The sequence below is a fragment of the Streptomyces sp. NPDC101234 genome (assembly GCF_044767525.1).
GTDB lineage: Bacteria > Actinomycetota > Actinomycetes > Streptomycetales > Streptomycetaceae > Streptomyces > Streptomyces sasae.
The window spans coordinates 249023-264383 of the sequence record NZ_JBIWOA010000015.1 but is presented as its reverse complement, the minus strand read 5'-3'; the positions used below and the strand labels follow the sequence as shown (position 1 = coordinate 264383).

At 71.3% G+C, this 15361-nt stretch carries 16 protein-coding genes; 9 read left to right on the top strand and 7 right to left on the bottom strand.

Annotation, left to right across the window (positions count from 1 at the left end; genetic code table 11):
- Nucleotides 1-235 precede the first annotated feature (235 nt).
- On the top strand, nucleotides 236-1561 hold the full coding sequence (locus ACIRR9_RS27685) for an MFS transporter (protein ID WP_403756960.1): 1326 nt from the start codon (nucleotides 236-238) through the stop codon (nucleotides 1559-1561).
- A gap of 78 nt (nucleotides 1562-1639) precedes the next feature.
- Here the strand turns inward: ACIRR9_RS27685 and ACIRR9_RS27680 are convergent, their stop codons facing one another.
- The 3 genes from ACIRR9_RS27680 to ACIRR9_RS27670 form a co-directional block, all read right to left on the bottom strand.
- Nucleotides 1640-2401, bottom strand: coding sequence for a DUF2690 domain-containing protein (locus ACIRR9_RS27680; protein ID WP_403756957.1), 762 nt, complete (start codon nucleotides 2399-2401; stop codon nucleotides 1640-1642).
- A gap of 193 nt (nucleotides 2402-2594) precedes the next feature.
- Nucleotides 2595-3038 carry an SH3 domain-containing protein gene (locus ACIRR9_RS27675; protein ID WP_123971385.1) on the bottom strand — a complete coding sequence of 148 codons (444 nt, stop codon included), beginning with the start codon at nucleotides 3036-3038 and terminating at the stop codon, nucleotides 2595-2597.
- Between the two features lie 285 nt (nucleotides 3039-3323).
- Complete coding sequence (locus tag ACIRR9_RS27670; protein ID WP_403756953.1) at nucleotides 3324-4262, bottom strand: alpha/beta hydrolase fold domain-containing protein; 939 nt, start codon at nucleotides 4260-4262, stop codon at nucleotides 3324-3326.
- A gap of 92 nt (nucleotides 4263-4354) precedes the next feature.
- On the opposite strand from ACIRR9_RS27670, the gene ACIRR9_RS27665 reads away from it, so the two are divergent.
- The 6 genes from ACIRR9_RS27665 (at nucleotide 4355) to ACIRR9_RS27640 (ending at nucleotide 11060) form a co-directional block, all read left to right on the top strand.
- Nucleotides 4355-4888 carry a MarR family winged helix-turn-helix transcriptional regulator gene (locus ACIRR9_RS27665; protein WP_403756950.1) on the top strand — a complete coding sequence of 178 codons (534 nt, stop codon included), beginning with the start codon at nucleotides 4355-4357 and terminating at the stop codon, nucleotides 4886-4888.
- A 357-nt stretch (nucleotides 4889-5245) separates the two neighbouring features.
- The gene (locus ACIRR9_RS27660) at nucleotides 5246-6253 is read left to right on the top strand and encodes an RICIN domain-containing protein (protein ID WP_403756947.1); all 1008 of its coding nucleotides are present in this window, start codon (nucleotides 5246-5248) and stop codon (nucleotides 6251-6253) included.
- 37 nt (nucleotides 6254-6290) lie between these two features.
- The gene (locus tag ACIRR9_RS27655; protein WP_403756944.1) at nucleotides 6291-7733 is read left to right on the top strand and encodes a family 43 glycosylhydrolase; all 1443 of its coding nucleotides are present in this window, start codon (nucleotides 6291-6293) and stop codon (nucleotides 7731-7733) included.
- Between the two features lie 66 nt (nucleotides 7734-7799).
- The gene (locus ACIRR9_RS27650) at nucleotides 7800-8177 is read left to right on the top strand and encodes a DoxX family protein (protein ID WP_403756941.1); all 378 of its coding nucleotides are present in this window, start codon (nucleotides 7800-7802) and stop codon (nucleotides 8175-8177) included.
- Entirely contained in the window at nucleotides 8178-8645 is a 468-nt protein-coding gene (locus tag ACIRR9_RS27645; protein WP_365348103.1) for a peroxiredoxin, read from the top strand.
- Between the two features lie 54 nt (nucleotides 8646-8699).
- Entirely contained in the window at nucleotides 8700-11060 is a 2361-nt protein-coding gene (locus tag ACIRR9_RS27640) for a SpoIIE family protein phosphatase (RefSeq protein WP_403756938.1), read from the top strand.
- 5 nt (nucleotides 11061-11065) lie between these two features.
- Here the strand turns inward: ACIRR9_RS27640 and ACIRR9_RS27635 are convergent, their stop codons facing one another.
- From ACIRR9_RS27635 to ACIRR9_RS27625, 3 genes are all read right to left on the bottom strand, one after another.
- Entirely contained in the window at nucleotides 11066-11500 is a 435-nt protein-coding gene (locus ACIRR9_RS27635) for a cupin domain-containing protein (RefSeq protein WP_403756936.1), read from the bottom strand.
- 192 nt (nucleotides 11501-11692) lie between these two features.
- The gene (locus ACIRR9_RS27630; protein WP_403756934.1) at nucleotides 11693-12298 is read right to left on the bottom strand and encodes a DNA polymerase ligase N-terminal domain-containing protein; all 606 of its coding nucleotides are present in this window, start codon (nucleotides 12296-12298) and stop codon (nucleotides 11693-11695) included.
- Nucleotides 12299-12338: 40 nt separating this feature from the next.
- Nucleotides 12339-13214: an oxidoreductase gene (locus ACIRR9_RS27625; protein WP_403756931.1), complete on the bottom strand. Its 876-nt coding sequence runs from the start codon at nucleotides 13212-13214 to the stop codon at nucleotides 12339-12341.
- 188 nt (nucleotides 13215-13402) lie between these two features.
- Here ACIRR9_RS27625 and ACIRR9_RS27620 point away from each other — a divergent pair, with 188 nt between their 5' ends.
- The gene (locus ACIRR9_RS27620; RefSeq protein WP_403756929.1) at nucleotides 13403-14287 is read left to right on the top strand and encodes a helix-turn-helix domain-containing protein; all 885 of its coding nucleotides are present in this window, start codon (nucleotides 13403-13405) and stop codon (nucleotides 14285-14287) included.
- 4 nt (nucleotides 14288-14291) lie between these two features.
- On the opposite strand, the gene ACIRR9_RS27615 is transcribed toward ACIRR9_RS27620, so the two are convergent.
- Nucleotides 14292-15122, bottom strand: a complete 831-nt coding sequence (locus ACIRR9_RS27615; RefSeq protein ID WP_403756927.1) for an aldo/keto reductase — start codon at nucleotides 15120-15122, stop codon at nucleotides 14292-14294.
- A gap of 88 nt (nucleotides 15123-15210) precedes the next feature.
- Here ACIRR9_RS27615 and ACIRR9_RS27610 point away from each other — a divergent pair, with 88 nt between their 5' ends.
- The gene (locus ACIRR9_RS27610) at nucleotides 15211-15360 is read left to right on the top strand and encodes a hypothetical protein (protein ID WP_403756924.1); all 150 of its coding nucleotides are present in this window, start codon (nucleotides 15211-15213) and stop codon (nucleotides 15358-15360) included.
- The last annotated feature ends 1 nt before the right edge of the window (nucleotide 15361 follow it).

The window sequence follows — 15361 nt, the reverse complement described above, 5'->3', positions numbered from 1 at the left end:
TCCGTGCCCCCCCCCCCGCCGGCCCCCCCCCGGGGGGGTGGTGGGGTTGGTTTCTTGGGGGGGGGGCGCGGGGGGGGGGGCCCCCCCCCCACCCCCCTTTGCCACCTGGGTGTCTTCCTGAAATCTGTGATTGTTGACAAATTCGTTGACGTTTTCGGGCTCGACTCCTTAGCTTCTACGCACCCGCTCATTGATCCCTTCCAGGGAACGCCTCCTGGACGAGAGGAAAACAAAGATGTCCTCCTCACCCGCCCTGTCCGCCCGGGGCAGCAAGCTGGCGCTGCTGGTCGTCGGTCTGTGCTGGCTGGCCGTGCTCTTCGACGGCCTCGACATGTTCATCTACGGCTCGGTGCTGCCCCACCTGCTGGAGACCAGGACCTTCGGACTCACCCCGGACCAGGCAGGCGACCTCGGCTCCTACGCCACCTTCGGCATGCTGGTGGGCGCCCTGACCGCGGGCACGGTCGCGGACCGGATCGGCCGCAAGCAGCTGATGATCGGCTGCGTCACGCTGTTCTCGCTGGCCTCCGGCATCTGCGCGATATCGGGGAGCCTCGCGGTCTTCGGCCTCGGCCGCACCCTGGCCGGCGTCGGCCTCGGCGGGCTGCTGCCGACCGCGATCAGCATGGTCTCCGACTACGCGAAGGGCGGCCGGGCGGCACTCACCATCGGCCTGCTGATGACCGCGCACCACGCGGGCGGCATCCTCTCCGCGTACGTGGCCAAGTGGCTGATCGACCCGCTCGGCTGGCGCTCCGCCTTCTGGGTCTGCGTGCTCCCGCTGCTCTTCGTCCCCGTCCTGATCAAGCTCCTGCCGGAGTCGCTGAGCTTCCTGGTCGTCAAGGGCCGCACCGAGGAGGCGGGCGCCCTCGCCGCGCGCTACGAGGTCGAACTGCCCGCCGTCGCCGCGAAGAAGACGACCGCCGACCGCTGGGACGCGCTGCTCGACCTGTTCCGTGGCGGCGAGTGGCTGCAGACCCTGCTCTACTGGCTGGCCTCCTTCGGGGGTCTGCTGCTGGTCTACGGCGTCGCCACCTGGCTGCCCACCCTGATGCGCACCGAGGGCTACGAGCTGGCCAACGCCCTGACCTTCGTCGTCGTCTTCAACCTCGGCGGGATCGTGGGCATGCTGGTCGCCGGCCGCGCCGCCGACCGGTTCGGCGCCCCGCGCATCTCGGCGGTCTGGTTCGCCCTCACCGCCGTCGGTGTCTACCTGCTCAGCGTCCACATGCCGATGGGCGTGACCACGGTCGTCGTCTTCCTCACCGGTGTCTTCCTCAACAGCGCCCAGACGATGATCTACGCGACCGTCGCCATCCGCTCCACCCCGGACAACCGCGCCACCGCCGTCGGCTGGACCTCGGGCATGGGCCGCTTCGGCGCCGTCTTCGGCCCGTGGCTCGGCGGCCAGCTGCTCGCCGCGGGCAACGGCGACTGGGGCTTCACCGCCTTCGCGCTCGCCGGTGTCTCCTCGATGGTCTTCATCGGCATCGCCGCCCTGCGCTCGGCCAGGCAGCCGCAGGCCGGCAACGACCGGGAGGAACTGGTCGCCGCGCACTGACCGGTTCCCCCGACCGGTCCGGCGCCGCGCTCCTTCCACGGGCGCGGCGCCTTCTTGCTGCCGGTTCGTCCTTGCCGACTACTCGTCGTCCGGCTGCGCCTCCAGCCCCGTGCACGCCAGCTGCCCCGCGACCTCCGCGCACGCCTCCACTCCCCGGGGCGTCGGTACCGCGAGCATCGGACTGGTGTAGCCGACCGAGTCCTCGGCCGGATAGCTCGCGGAGAGCACGTTCTGCCCGGCCCGGACCGAGACCTCACGGGCGTGTGCGGTGTGCAGCCGCACCTCGGACCAGGCGGTGCCGCAGGTGGGGGACCAGCGCAGCCGGACGTCGTACGCGGTGTCGGTGACGGCGCTCTTGGTCTGTGCGTCCCGGGCGCACGCCGAGGTGTCCGGCAACTCGCCCTGGCAGGACCGGCCGTGGCAGCGCGGCGGAGCCGAGACCGGCTGGGCGCCCGGCGTGCCGCGCCGGTCCGACAGGGTCACGGCGGCCGCCGCGACCCCGGCCACTGCGAGCAGCGCGAGCATGGTCAGCGGCAGCCGCCAATGCCGCCCCGACCGAGGCTGTGCCCGGGCCGGTTCGACGGCCGGCGGTGCCTCGACGGCCTCGCACAGCGCCAGCACGGCCGCCGGGTCGGCGCCCGCGAGCCGGGCCAGGGCCTCGACGGCCGGGCGCGGTGGCCGTTTGGCGCCGGAGAGATAGCGGTGCCAGGCGGACTTGCTGTACGGCGTGCGGGCGGCCAGCGCCGCCAGGCTCAGTCCCGTACGCTCCTTCAGTTCGCGCAGCCGCGCCGTGGCCGACTCGTCGGGTGGAGTGGTGCTCTCTCCTTCGGGGTGCCGCATGTCGCGTGCCTCGACTTCATAACGCTATGGGCGTTTCGCCCCTGTTGTCGGGATGGCTTCCCATGGGGACCGGGCCCGCAATCTGCGAACAGGTGTGAAGAGGGTGAATCGGGGTGCATGTCGAAGGCCTGTTCGGGAACGCTTGGTTCCCGAACAGGCCTCTGTGGTCAGGGAGTACGGCGGGAGGGGGCCGTCAGCACCACGGAACGGCGCGGCCGACCCGGACGTAGCGGGAGGAGACGTAGCCCTTGTGGTGGGGGAGCCGGTACCAGGCGTGGTTGCCGCGCACCGAGCCGCCGTAGGTCTTGCACGTCAGTGGGATGAGCCGGTTGTTGTGGCGGTGGCCGACCACGCGGTAGCGGGTGCCCGGGCCGGAGCGGACGTTCAGCCGGACGTGGTGCGTGGCCACCCGTCCCACGGTGCGGTACGTGCGGTGCGTGCGGTACGTGTAGTACCGGTGGTGGTGGCGGTGGACCACCGCCGGGGCGGGCAGGGTGGTGTAGTTGTAGAACTGCACGATTCCCTGCGGCGCGGGGATGGGGGCGGCGGCGCTCGCGGTGGCGGCCCCCGCCGTGGGCAGGAACGCCAACGCCGCGACCGTGGCCAGCAGGCCGCTCTTCAGGATCCGACGGGACATGGAAACCTCCGGGCTGTCGTTCTCGTGACCACGAAGGGTGATCACGAATCGGAGGATTGCCGTGCCGAACCGTCACCATGTCGTCCCCGCGTGCCCTGGGACGCGTGGGACGTCCCCGGGAACGCGCCCCAGGCCCGGGCGGTCCTCAGTGGGGTGTCACCGACGTTGCGGAACAAGTGGGGGACGCGGGACGGCGGTTCATTCGCGCCCCGCCAGGGGCGGGGGGAACCGCGCGACCTGCCACGGACCACGGTCGGCCGCCCGTGAACAGCACACCCCGGGCTCTCAGGCGTCCCGCTCGCGAACCGCACGCACATGACGAGCGATCAGCGCGTACACCTCACGTGCCTTCGCATCGTCCTTTCCGTCATAGCCGTGGTCCGCCCCGGCGACCTCGTGGTGTTCCACCAACGCCCCCGCCGCCGCCAGCCGTGCGGCGTACCGCTCGCCCTCCGCCCTCAACAGGTCGTACTCGGCCGTGATCACCAGCGCCGGGGCGATCCCCGTCAGATCGGCCGTGTCCGAGGGATGCGCGGGGGAGACCAGCGGGTCGGCACGGCTCTTCCGCTCCGGTACGTACGCCGAGTCGAACACCTCTGCCATCCAGGGGCGCAGCATCGGCTTGGCGACCGCGGCCCGCTTGTCCGCCGCGTTCGTCACCAGATCCAGCGGCGGATAGTGCAGCACCTGGAGCGCGATCGAGGGCCCGCCCTCCGTCAGCGCCTGCCGGGCCACCGCCGCCGCGAGTCCACCACCGGCGCTCTGTCCGCCCACGGTCGGCCGGGAACCGTCCCAGCCCTGCTCCGCCGCATGTTCGGCGACCCACCGGACCACCTCGAAGGCCTGGCGGGGCGGGGCCGGGAAGGGGTGTTGCGGGGCGACGGCATAGTCGACGTTCACCACGACCACTCCCGCCTCGGCCGCGAGACAGCGGCAGAGCGGGTCGTCGAGCTCGGTGAGCGACATGACGTAGCCGCCGCCGTGGAAGTTGACGTGCACCGGGGGCGCGGGATCCATGGCGGCGGGCAGGTACACCGTGGCGCGGGCCGGGGCGACGGACGTCGGGATGGTCAGCTCCCGTACGTTGCGCGGGAGGTCCGGAAACCGGGCATGCGAGGAGGCGTCGGAGCCCGGGCCGCTCGGCCGCCTGCTCGCCAGGAGAGTGAGCCGCTGCAGGGTCCTCGCGCCGAGAGCGGCGATCGAAGGGCGGGCCAGGAGGGACATACGGCTCCGATCGGTGGGCGCTGCGCGGTAGTGTGCGGGGGCGCACGCACTAACTTACTTGAGTTACGCAACGATATGGTAAACTGGCTGGTATGTCCACAGAACCGCTGCCAGCCGTACCTGCCGCCACCCCGGAAGTGGTGGAGATCGAGCGCGCCCTGACGCGCATCACCTATCTGAGCACCCGGGCCCGGCAGCACGAGCGGCTCATGGCCCTCGCGGGCGTCCCGCTGGACCGTGCCGCGGTGGCCCTGCTGCGCCAGGTCGCCGACTCCGAGCCACTGCGCCCGGGGGAGCTCGCCCATCGGCTCGGCGTCGAGGCGTCCCATGTGACGCGTACGGTGCAGCAGCTCCAGAGGGCGGGCTATGTCACCCGGGTCCCCGACCCCGACGACCGCCGCGCCCAGCGGATCGAGCTCACCGGCGCCGGCCGGGAGGCCGTCCACCGGGTCCGGGACGCCGGTGCCCGCGGCATGCAGCTGGCCCTGGGGGAGTGGCAGCCCGAGGAGCTGCGGCAACTGGCCGTGCTGTTCCACCGCATGGTCGACGACTTCCTGGCCTACGCGGTCGAGGACGAGCCGGGCCAGGAGACCGGCGAGACGGCGCCTTCGGCCCGAACCGTGTGAGCCGCCACGCCCGCAGCCCTCGAACGATGCGCTCCGCCTGTCCGGGGCCGCTCGAATCGATCCCGCCGGGCACCTCTTCTGCATCTGCACGGGCCATGACGACGCACATGTGCGACAGCGAGGGCGGCCGCGGCCGCCCTCGCTGTCGCCTGTCGGGACTTCGTGAACCCGGTCCTCGGACCCCGCTGGTGGACGCCCGCGTCTTCGGTCTCAACTCGTCACCCCCGCAAGCCCCTTGGAAACCCAACTCGACACGTCCGACCCATTGACGTGCCATTGCCACCCCCTTACCTTCTGGTCGAAGTTCCGTACGTCGTTCGATAGTCCGAACGAGATGGCTGCCGGAAGGGACTCCCCGTGCTCCGCACCCGCCCCTGGCTCGTGCTTGTCGTGGCGCTGCTCGCCGTACTCGCGTCCTTCGTGACCACGCAGCCCGCAACGGCGGCCGACGGCCGCCCGTTCACCAACCCGGTCAAGGCTCAGAAAGGCGCCGACCCCTGGCTGGAGTACTACAACGGCAACTACTACCTGATCAACACGACGTTCACGAACGAACTGCTGATGCGTAGATCGCCCACCCTCGCTGGTCTGGCGACCGCGCCCAGCGTCCAGGTGTGGTCCGACACCACCGCCGGACGCAACGCCAACATGTGGGCACCGGAGTTCCACTACTTCGACGGCCACTGGTACCTGTACTACGTGGCCGGCCAGTCCGGCGTCGCCTGCTGCGACACCCAGCGGACCTATGTGCTGGAGAGTGCCGGCACCGAGAACTGGATCGTCTACCACGCCAACAGCTCGTCAAGTGGCGGCTGCGGCAACGCCCGTACGACCCGTGCGCAGAAGTTCACCTGGAACGCCGACGGAACTCCCGACCTCGGCACGCCCGTTGCCACCGGGACGACCCTCGCCGGACCGTCCGGGGAGACCGCGACGACCCCGACCGCGTACACGCTGGTGAACCGCAACAGCGGCAAGTGCCTCGACGTGGCGGGCGGTGGCACGGCCGACGGCACCAACGTCCTCCAGTGGACCTGCAACGGCGGCGGCAACCAGAAGTGGCTGGTGGAGGACCAGGGCAACGACACCAGCCGGCTCGTCAACGTCGCCACCGGCAAGGTACTGGACACCGCCGACTGCTCCACCGCCGACGGCGCCGACCTGCGCCAGTGGTCCTGGCTCAACAACAACTGCCAGAAGTTCCGGCTCATTTACACCAGTGGCGACTACGTCCGGATCGCCAACGCCAACAGCGGCAAGGTCGCCGACGTCGCCGACTGCGGGACCGCCGACGGCGCCGACGTACGCCAGTGGAGCTGGCTGGGCAACAACTGCCAGCAGTGGCGCCTCACTTCCACGACCTGAGCCCCACCAGCCGCAACCGAGAGGAACCATCCGCACCGTGAGACGTCTCATCGGCCGGGCGCTGACCGCCGTCCTCGCCGTACTCGCCCTGATCCTGACCGTCACCCCCGCTCACGCGGCCGTCCCCCCCTCTCCCGCCGTGACCTTCACCAACCCGATCGCCGAACAGCGGGCCGACCCGCAGATCTACAAGCACACCGACGGCTACTACTACTTCACCGCCACCGTCCCCGAGTACGACCGCATCGTGCTGCGCCGGGCCACCACCCTCCAGGGCCTGGCCACCGCCCCGGAGACCACCATCTGGACCAAGCACGCCAGCGGTGTCATGGGCTCCCACATCTGGGCGCCGGAGATCCACTACATCGACGGCAAGTGGTACGTGTACTTCGCCGCCGGATCCACCAGTGACGTGTGGGCGATCCGCATGTACGTCCTGGAGACCGACGCCGCCGACCCGCTCACCGGCACCTGGACCGAGAAGGGCCAGATCACCACCAGCTGGGAGAGCTTCTCGCTCGACGCGACGACCTTCGTGGTGAACGGCGTGCGCTATCTGGCGTGGGCGCAGCACAACCCCTCCGAGGACAACAACACCAGCCTGTTCATCGCCAGGATGGCCAACCCCTGGACCATCAGCGGCACCCCGGTGGAGATCTCCCGGCCGACCCTCTCCTGGGAGACGATCGGCTACAAGGTCAACGAGGGCCCTGCCGTCATCCAGCACGGCGGCAAGGTCTTTCTGACCTACTCCGCCAGCGCCACCGACGCCAACTACTGCCTCGGCATGCTCACCGCGTCCGCGTCCTCGGACCTGCTCGACGCCGCCTCCTGGAGCAAGAGCCAGACACCCGTCTTCAAGACCGACGCCTCGACCTCGCAGTACGGGCCCGGGCACAACTCGTTCACCGTCTCCGAGGACGGGAAGTCCGACATCCTCGTCTACCACGACCGCAGCTACAAGGACATCACCGGCGACCCGCTGAACGACCCCAACCGCCGCACCCGCCTGCAGAAGGTCTACTGGAACGCGGACGGCACCCCCAACTTCGGCGTACCGGTCGCCGACGGCGTCTCCCCGGTCCGCCTCTCCTCGTACAACTACCCGGACCGCTACATCCGCCACTACGACTTCCGCGCGAAGATCGAGGCGAACGTCACCAACCTCGCCGACTCCCAGTTCCGGATCGTCACCGGACTCGCCGGCACCGGCACCGTCTCCCTGGAGTCGACCAACTACCCCGGCTACTACCTGCGCCACAAGAACTTCGAGGTGTGGGTGGAGAAGGACGACGGCACCGCCACCTTCGGCAGCGACGCCTCGTTCTACCAGCGGGCAGGCCTCGCCGACCCGTCCGGCGTCTCGCTGGAGTCGTACAACTACCCGGGCCGGTACATACGCCACTACAACAACCTGCTCTACGTCCAGACGACCGGCACCACGCTGGACCAGCAGGACGCCACCTACTACCTGGAGTAGGGGGCGACGCGGACCGGGGCCATACCGCCGGGTAATATCCGGCGCAGGTCGTCAGAGGAGGCGCCAGTGTCCCGGTCCGAACGTTCACCCCTGCTGCTGGCGGGACTGCTGGCCGCGGCCGGGGTCGCCCACTTCGCGGCGCCGAAGCAGTTCGACGCCACGATCCCCAGGGCGCTCCCGGGGCCGCCGAGGGCGTGGACGTACGGGAGCGGGGCCGTGGAACTGGCGCTGGCGGCGGGCATCGCCCTGCCGCGCAGCCGGGCGGTGGCGGCACGGGCCGCCACCGCCTTCTTCGTCGGCGTCTTCCCGGCCAACGTGCAGATGGCCGTCGACTGGCAGAAGCGGCCCGAGCCGCTCAGAACCGCGGCCCTCGCCCGGCTGCCGCTCCAGATCCCCCTGGTGCTGTGGGCGCGCGGTGTCGCACGCAACGAGGAGGGCCGCTAGATGGCGGAATCCGTCGAGGTCGGAAGCACGATCGAGGACTTCGCGCTGCCGGACGAGACCGGCACGCCCCGGACGCTCACGGAGCTGCTGGCCGACGGGCCGGTCGTGCTCTTCTTCTACCCGGCCGCCCTGTCGGCGGGCTGCACCGCAGAGGCCTGTCACTTCAGGGATCTCGCCGCCGAGTTCGCGGCCGTCGGTGCCCGGCCCGTCGGCATCAGCGGGGACAGCGTGGAACGGCAGCAGGAGTTCTCCGGGAAGCACACCCTCGGCATGCCGCTGCTCTCCGACGCCGACGGCGCCGTCCGGGAGCGGTTCGGCGTGAAGCGCGGCTTCTCGCTCGCCCCCACCAAACGGGCCACCTTCGTCATCGCTCAGGACCGCACCGTCCTGGAGGTCGTCCGCAGCGAACTGCGCATGAACACCCACGCGGACCGGGCACTGGCCGCGCTGCGCGGCCACCAGGGCTGAGCGGACCGCTCCCCGCGCTTGATGCCCCAGGACATAGGTTTCATCCTGGGGCATATGGAGCGTGTCGCGGCCGCGGCGATCATCGATGCCCTGGGCAGGGTGACGGGGTGGAGCGAGGGTGCACGGATGGTCACCGGACGGACGGCCGAGGAGGTCGTGGGCCGTCCCGCCGCCGACCTTCTTGCCGACGAGGTCCCGGCGGCCGTGCTGGCCGCCCGCTCCGGGACCGTCGCCCTGCGCCATGCCGACGGGCGCCGGACGGAACTCGCCCTGACCGCCTGCCCGGTCCTCGGCCCCGAGGGCGAGACCACCGGATACGTGCTGACCGCCGACCCGCCCCGGCAGGCCGATGCCACCGTGGCCGGACAGGCATTCCAGCAGGCCTCCATGTCCATGTCGGTCTTCGACACCCGCCAGCGCTACCTCCGCTCCAACGACGCGGCCTGCCAGGTCATGGGCGTCCCCGAGAAGGCCCTGCTCGGCCGCTTCTTCCAGGACACCGTCGAGAAGGCCGCGCACAGCGAGGGTTTTCTGCGCCATCTGCGCCAGGTCGTCGAGACCGGCCGGCCCGTCCGCTACGAGAGTTTCACCGCCGCCCCGACCCTCAACCGGGACCACGCGTGGAGCGTCGAGATGTGGCCCCTGCGCGCCCCGGGCGGCGAGCTGACCGGCGTCGCCCTCGCCGCCTTCGACAACACCGAGCAGTACCTGGCCCGGGTGCGGCTGGCCCTCCTCAACGAGGCCGCCACCGCCATCGGCACCACCCTGGACGTGGTGCGTACCGCCGAGGAACTCGTCGAACTCCTCGTCCCGAGACACGCCGACTTCGCCAGCGTCGACCTCCTCGACTGGGTCCTCGGCGCCGAGGAACTGCCGAGCATGCCGGAGGGCGACATCGAGCTGCGCCGGGTCGCCCACGGCTCCGTCACCGAGGGCACCCCCGAGGCCGCCGTACGGCTGGGCGAGACCGATGTGCTCCCGGCGGCGTCACCGACGGCGCGGGCGCTGCGGGAGCGGCGCGCGGTGGTCAGCCAGGCCGGCGAGCCCGAGTTCCACCGCTGGATCGACGAGCGCAACGCCCGCGCGCCCGACGGCCGTGCCCTCCGCCGGGGCGTGCATTCCATGATCGCCGTACCCCTGCAGGCCCGGGGCATCCTGCTCGGCGTCGTCGTGGGCGCGCGCGTGCGCCACCCCGACGAGTACGTCTTCGACGACACCGTCTTCGCCGAGGAGCTCGCCAGCCGCGCCGCCGTCTGCATCGACAACGCCCGCCGCTTCGCCCGCGAGCGCTCCACCGCCCTCGCCCTCCAGCACAGCCTGCTGCCCAGCGGCCTGCCCGGCCAGGCCGCCGTCGAGGTCGCCCACCGCTATCTGCCCTGCGGATCGGTGGCCGGCATCGGCGGCGACTGGTTCGACGTGATTCCGCTCTCCGGCAGCCGGGTCGGCCTGGTCGTCGGCGACGTGGTCGGGCACGGCATCCGCTCCTCCGCCACCATGGGGCGGCTGCGGACGGCCGTACGCACCCTCGCGGACGTGGACCTGCCCCCCGACGAACTCCTCACCCACCTCGACGACCTGGTGACCCACCTCGCGGCGGACGGCTCCGGCGAGGAGGTCGCCGAACTGGGCGCCACCTGCCTGTACGCCGTCTACGACCCCGTCTCGCGGCACCTCGCGCTCGCCGCCGCCGGGCACCCGGCCCCCGCTCTGGTGCTGCCCGGCTGCTGCGCCGAGCTGATCCCGATGACCGCGGGCCCGCCGCTCGGCGTCGGTGGACTGCCCTTCGAGGCGACGGAACTCCACCTGCCCGAGGGAGCCGTCGTCGCCCTCTACACGGACGGTCTGATCGAGGACCGGGACCGGGACGTCGACCGCGCCACCGAGGAGATGTGCCGCGCGCTCAGCGCACCCGCCGACTCCCTGGAGGCCCTCGGCGACAACGTGCTCAAGGCCGTCCTGCCGGAACAGCCTTCCGACGACGTCGCCCTGCTCCTGGTCCGCACCCGGGCCCTCGGCGCCGACCGGGTCGCCACCTGGGACGTCCCGCCCGATCCGGCCCAGGTGGCCGGCTTCCGGCAGGCGGCCACCGAGCGACTCGCCGACTGGGGGCTCGAAGAGGCCGCCTTCGTCACCGAACTCGTCGTCAGCGAACTCGTCACCAACGCCATCCGCTACGGCGAACCGCCCATCCGGCTACGGCTGATCCGCGACCGGGCGCTCATCTGCGAGGTCTTCGACGGCAGTTCGACCTCACCGCACCTGCGCCGGGCGCACGCCTACGACGAGGGTGGCCGCGGCCTGCTCCTCGTCGCCCAGCTCACCCAGCGCTGGGGCAGCCGGCAGACGGGCGGCGGCAAGACCATCTGGGCCGAACAGCCGCTGCCCGAAGGCCCGTTACCGGTCACCGAGGAGTAACCCGGCTACTCGAAGTCGCAGCCCGGGTTCGGCACCGACTCGGAGTACGGCGAACCGTGCGGAAGGATGTACAGCACGTCGAGGACCAGGTCGGTGTCGCCGCGGTTGGCACCCAGGTGCACATCACCGGGCCCGCCGGACTCGTACACCGTGCCGCCCTTGTGGTAGACGCCGTCCTCCTTGCAGTCGGAGTGGAAGTGGCTGAGGGTGCCCTTCGCGACGTACCCGTAGACCGGGCCGTCGTGGTAGTGCCAGCCGGTGGTCTGGCCCGGCGGGACGGTGATCTCCCGCAGGACGTAGTCGGTGTCGCCGATGGTGGTGGTGCTGATCAACCTGCCTGTCACGCCGGGCCCGGCGGGGGTGGCGTGGGCGGTGCCACAGGTGAGCAGAGTGCCGACGGCCACCGCCCCTGTCAGGGCGGAACGGAGCGCGGTGCGCATGTGAGGTGCCTCCTGAGCGGAAGATCCGGTGCCGTCGCGAACATAGGCCGCCGTGAGGCGAGTTGGGGCCCGAACGGCCCAATCCGCGCGCAGCCCGCACCGCCGGGACGCGCCTCGGTCGACTCACCGTCCTTTTCCGGACACCCCCGCCCGCAGAACCGGCCCTTCCGTACCCGGGCGGAGCCCCCTGGATCACTCCTCGCCGGCGTCCGCCGAGACCTGGGCGAGGGTACGGCCGGTGCGGACCGAGCGGGCCCGCCGGGGATCGGGCGTGCCGTGCCCGTCCGACCGCGCGGAGCCCTTCTTCACCAGCAGCCACGCGTCGTCGCCGTCACCGCCCCGGAAGCGCGTCAGAGCGTAGTCGCCGCGCAGCTTGGCACCGTGCAGCCGGAAGGTCGCGTGCCCGCGCTCCAGCGACTCCGCGAAGCCGACCGGCCGTCCCCCGCGGTCATGGCTGAGGGGCTCGTACCAGCCGCGGTCCCAGACGATCACCGTGCCACCGCCGTACTCGCCCTTCGGGATCACACCCTCGAAGTCCTCGTACTCCAGCGGATGGTCCTCGGTGGGCACGGCCAGCCGCTTGTCCCCGGGATCGGCCGACGGTCCCCTGGGGACCGACCAGGACCTCAGGACGTCGTCGACCTGCAACCGGAAGTCGAAGTGCAACCGGCGCGCGTCATGGATCTGCACCACGAACCGGGGCCGGTCGGCGTTCTCCGCCGACCGCCCGGACGGCTCCCGCGTCCGCCCGAAGTCCCGCTTGTCACGGTAGGTGCGCAACCGCTCGTCGGCAGCCACCCGCGGCTCCTCCCGTACGACTCCTCCCGGGGCCCCGCTCTCAGCCTGCGGTCTGCTGCCCGATCCCGTCCAGTTCGGAGACCGCGTCCTCGGGCAGCACCAGTGCGGCGGCCGCGATGTTCTCCCGCAGGTGCTCCGGCGAGGAGGTGCCCGGGATCAGCGCGATGTTCGGGGAGCGCTGCAGCAGCCAGGCCAGCGCCACCTGCTGCGCCGAGGCCCCCAGCCGCTCGGCGACCTTCGTCAGCGTCTCGGACTGCAGCGGGCTGAAACCGCCGAGCGGGAAGTACGGCACGAAGGCGATGTGCTGCGCCGCGGTCCGCTCGACCAGGGCGTCGTCCCGCCGGTTGGCCAGGTTGTACATGTTCTGGACGGTGACCACCGGCGCGATCGCCTGCGCCTCGGCCAGCTGCCGTGCGGAGGCCGTGCTCAGCCCCAGGTGCCGGATCAGACCCGCCTCGCGCAGCTCGGCCAGCGCGCCGAACTGGTCGGCGATCGGGTCCTCGTTCGGCGTGTCCATGTCTCCCAGGCGCAGATTGACCACGTCCAGGGCCTCCACACCGAGGTTCCGCAGGTTGTCGTACACCTGGGCCTTCAGGTCCTCGGGGTGCCGCATCATGATCCAGTTGCCGTCCGCGGCGCGCCGGGCGCCCACCTTGGTGACGATGCGCAGGTCCTCCGGGTAGGGGTGCAGGGCCTCCCTGATGATCTCGTTGACGACCACCGGCCCGTAGAAGTCGGCGGTGTCGATGTGGGTGATGCCCGCCTCCACCGCGGCACGCAGTACCGCGACGGCCCGGGCACGGTCCTTCGGCGGGCCGAAGACATGCGGTCCTGCCAACTGCATGGCGCCGTAGCCGACGCGGGTCAGGGTCAGGCCGTCGGCCGGGGTCAGGGTTCCGGCGAGCTGTGCGGTCATGATGCGGTGCCTCTCACGGTCTTCCGGGGGCCACCGGTACGGCCCGGTGCCCCGTCCTCGTCGTCTGCGTTGTCTTCGTTGTCTTCCTCGTCCAGCCTGCGCGGGTCGAGCGCGCCATGGCTAAGCCCCGGTGTTCCTGGGAGTACGGGGACCAGGCACCGCACGGAGCCGGACCGTAGGGTGGCGGCGTGGACGGTTCGAACGCACTCGGTGAGTTCCTGCGGGCCCGCCGGGCGCTGGTCCGGCCCGCGGACGTGGGGCTGCCGGGCGGGGGGCTGCGCCGGGTGCCGGGGCTGCGCCGCGAGGAGGTCGCGATGCTCGCCGGCATCAGTTCCGACTACTACCTGCGGCTGGAGCAGGGCCGCGACCGCAACCCCTCCGTCCAGGTGCTGGAAGCCATCGCCGGTGTGCTCGGCCTGGACGCCGACGCCACCGGCCACCTCCTCGGCCTGGCCCAGGACCGCCCCGCCGGCGTACGGCAGGCCAGGCGGGCCGGGGCGCCGCACCGGCCCGAGCAGGTGCCGGCCAGCATCCTGCAGCTCATCGACGGCTGGACCCGCAACCCCGCCTACGTCCAGAACCGTTACCGGGACTGCCTGGCCGCCAACGCGCTGTGCACGGCGCTGTCCCCGAACTACCGACCCGGCGTCAACCTGATGCGGGCCGTCTTCCTCGACCCCGCGGAGCGGGAGCTGCGCCGCGACTGGGACGACCTCACCCGGGAGGGCGTGGCCACCCTGCGCGCCTACGCCGGAGGCGACACCGCCGACCCGCGCCTGCGCGACCTGGTCGGCGACCTCTCGCTGCACAGCGAACGCTTCCGCACCCTGTGGGCCCGGCACGAGGTACGGCCCCTGCGCGGCCGGGTGAGCCACCTGACCCACCCGCTCGTCGGCGACCTGGAACTGCACTCGGACAAACTGACCATGGACGGCACCGACGGACTCTCTCTCGTCGTCTTCCACGCCGAACCCGGCAGCCGCGACGCCGAGCTGCTCGACATCCTCGGGAGCCTCTCCGCGACCGGGGCCGGGACCGGACAGGAGGCTCCCCAGGAGCGCGTGGAGGAGTGACCGTTCAGAACTCCTCGTGGCTGTCCGGGTCACCGCCCAGCCGCTGGGGGACCCGCTCCGAGATCGCCGCCATCTGGGCGGCACCCAGCCGGAACCCGAAGACGTCGAGGTTCGCGCGCTGCCGCCCGGCATCGGCCGACTTCGGGATGGCCACGGCGCCGAGCTGGACATGCCAGCGCAGGACCGCCTGCGCCGGTGTCACACCGAGCGCCTCCGCCACAGTGACGACGGCCGGGTCACGCAGCAGCCGGCCGTCCTGACCGAGCGGGCTCCAGCTCTCGGTGACGATGCCCTTCCCGGCGTGGAAGGCGCGCAACTCCTCCTGCGGGAACAGCGGATGCAGCTCCACCTGGTTCACCGACGGCAGCACCCCGGTCTCCTTCTCCAGCCGCGCCAGGTGCTCCTCGGTGAAGTTGGAGACACCGATCGACCGCACGAGACCTTCCTCCCGCAGCCTGATCATCGCCTTCCACGAGTCGACGTACTTGCCGACCCGCGGGTTGGGCCAGTGGATCAGATACAGATCCACGTACTCCAGTCCGAGCCGCTGCAGGGACTCCTCGAAGGAGGCGAGGGTCTCCTCGTAGCCGTGGTGGCGGCCCGGCAGCTTCGTCGTCACCACCACCTCGTCACGGGGGACGCCACTGCTCGCGACACCCCGGCCGACCCCGGTCTCGTTGCGGTAGTTCACCGCCGTGTCCACGAGCCGGTAACCGGCCTCGAGCGCGTGCCGAACGGCCTGCTCGGCCTGCCTGTCGTCCATCGGCCAGGTGCCCAGGCCGACGGCGGGAATCGTCGTGTCGTCGTTGAGCATGTACGCCGGAATGCTTGTCACGATGGGACCTTCCCTCGACTGCGCCGTTCCTCCAGCGTCAGGGAAAAGGCGAGCGGTTGCGAGGCGTTGGCGTCAGAGTAGCCTGGACATGATCGACGCCACCCGATTCTGGAGGCAGGCGATGTTGATCCGATTCCTGCGGCGCCGTACGCCGCACGGCCTTTTCCTTCTCGGCAACGGCCGTCTGATCCGGGGTTTCAGCGGCGGTGACTACGACGGTCACGGATACCAGTCCTGAC

What these genes read in the sequence shown, in the direction of transcription:
- ACIRR9_RS27675 (WP_123971385.1), bottom strand. Translation starts at nt 3,038, where the DNA reads ATGTCCCGTCGGATCCTGAAGAGCGGCCTGCTGGCCACGGTCGCGGCG.
- ACIRR9_RS27635 (WP_403756936.1), bottom strand. Translation starts at nt 11,500, where the DNA reads ATGCGCACCGCGCTCCGTTCCGCCCTGACAGGGGCGGTGGCCGTCGGC.
- ACIRR9_RS27670 (WP_403756953.1), bottom strand. Translation starts at nt 4,262, where the DNA reads ATGTCCCTCCTGGCCCGCCCTTCGATCGCCGCTCTCGGCGCGAGGACC.
- ACIRR9_RS27610 (WP_403756924.1), top strand. Translation starts at nt 15,211, where the DNA reads ATGATCGACGCCACCCGATTCTGGAGGCAGGCGATGTTGATCCGATTC.
- ACIRR9_RS27680 (WP_403756957.1), bottom strand. Translation starts at nt 2,401, where the DNA reads ATGCGGCACCCCGAAGGAGAGAGCACCACTCCACCCGACGAGTCGGCC.
- ACIRR9_RS27625 (WP_403756931.1), bottom strand. Translation starts at nt 13,214, where the DNA reads ATGACCGCACAGCTCGCCGGAACCCTGACCCCGGCCGACGGCCTGACC.
- ACIRR9_RS27645 (WP_365348103.1), top strand. Translation starts at nt 8,178, where the DNA reads ATGGCGGAATCCGTCGAGGTCGGAAGCACGATCGAGGACTTCGCGCTG.
- ACIRR9_RS27640 (WP_403756938.1), top strand. Translation starts at nt 8,700, where the DNA reads ATGGAGCGTGTCGCGGCCGCGGCGATCATCGATGCCCTGGGCAGGGTG.
- ACIRR9_RS27685 (WP_403756960.1), top strand. Translation starts at nt 236, where the DNA reads ATGTCCTCCTCACCCGCCCTGTCCGCCCGGGGCAGCAAGCTGGCGCTG.
- ACIRR9_RS27665 (WP_403756950.1), top strand. Translation starts at nt 4,355, where the DNA reads ATGTCCACAGAACCGCTGCCAGCCGTACCTGCCGCCACCCCGGAAGTG.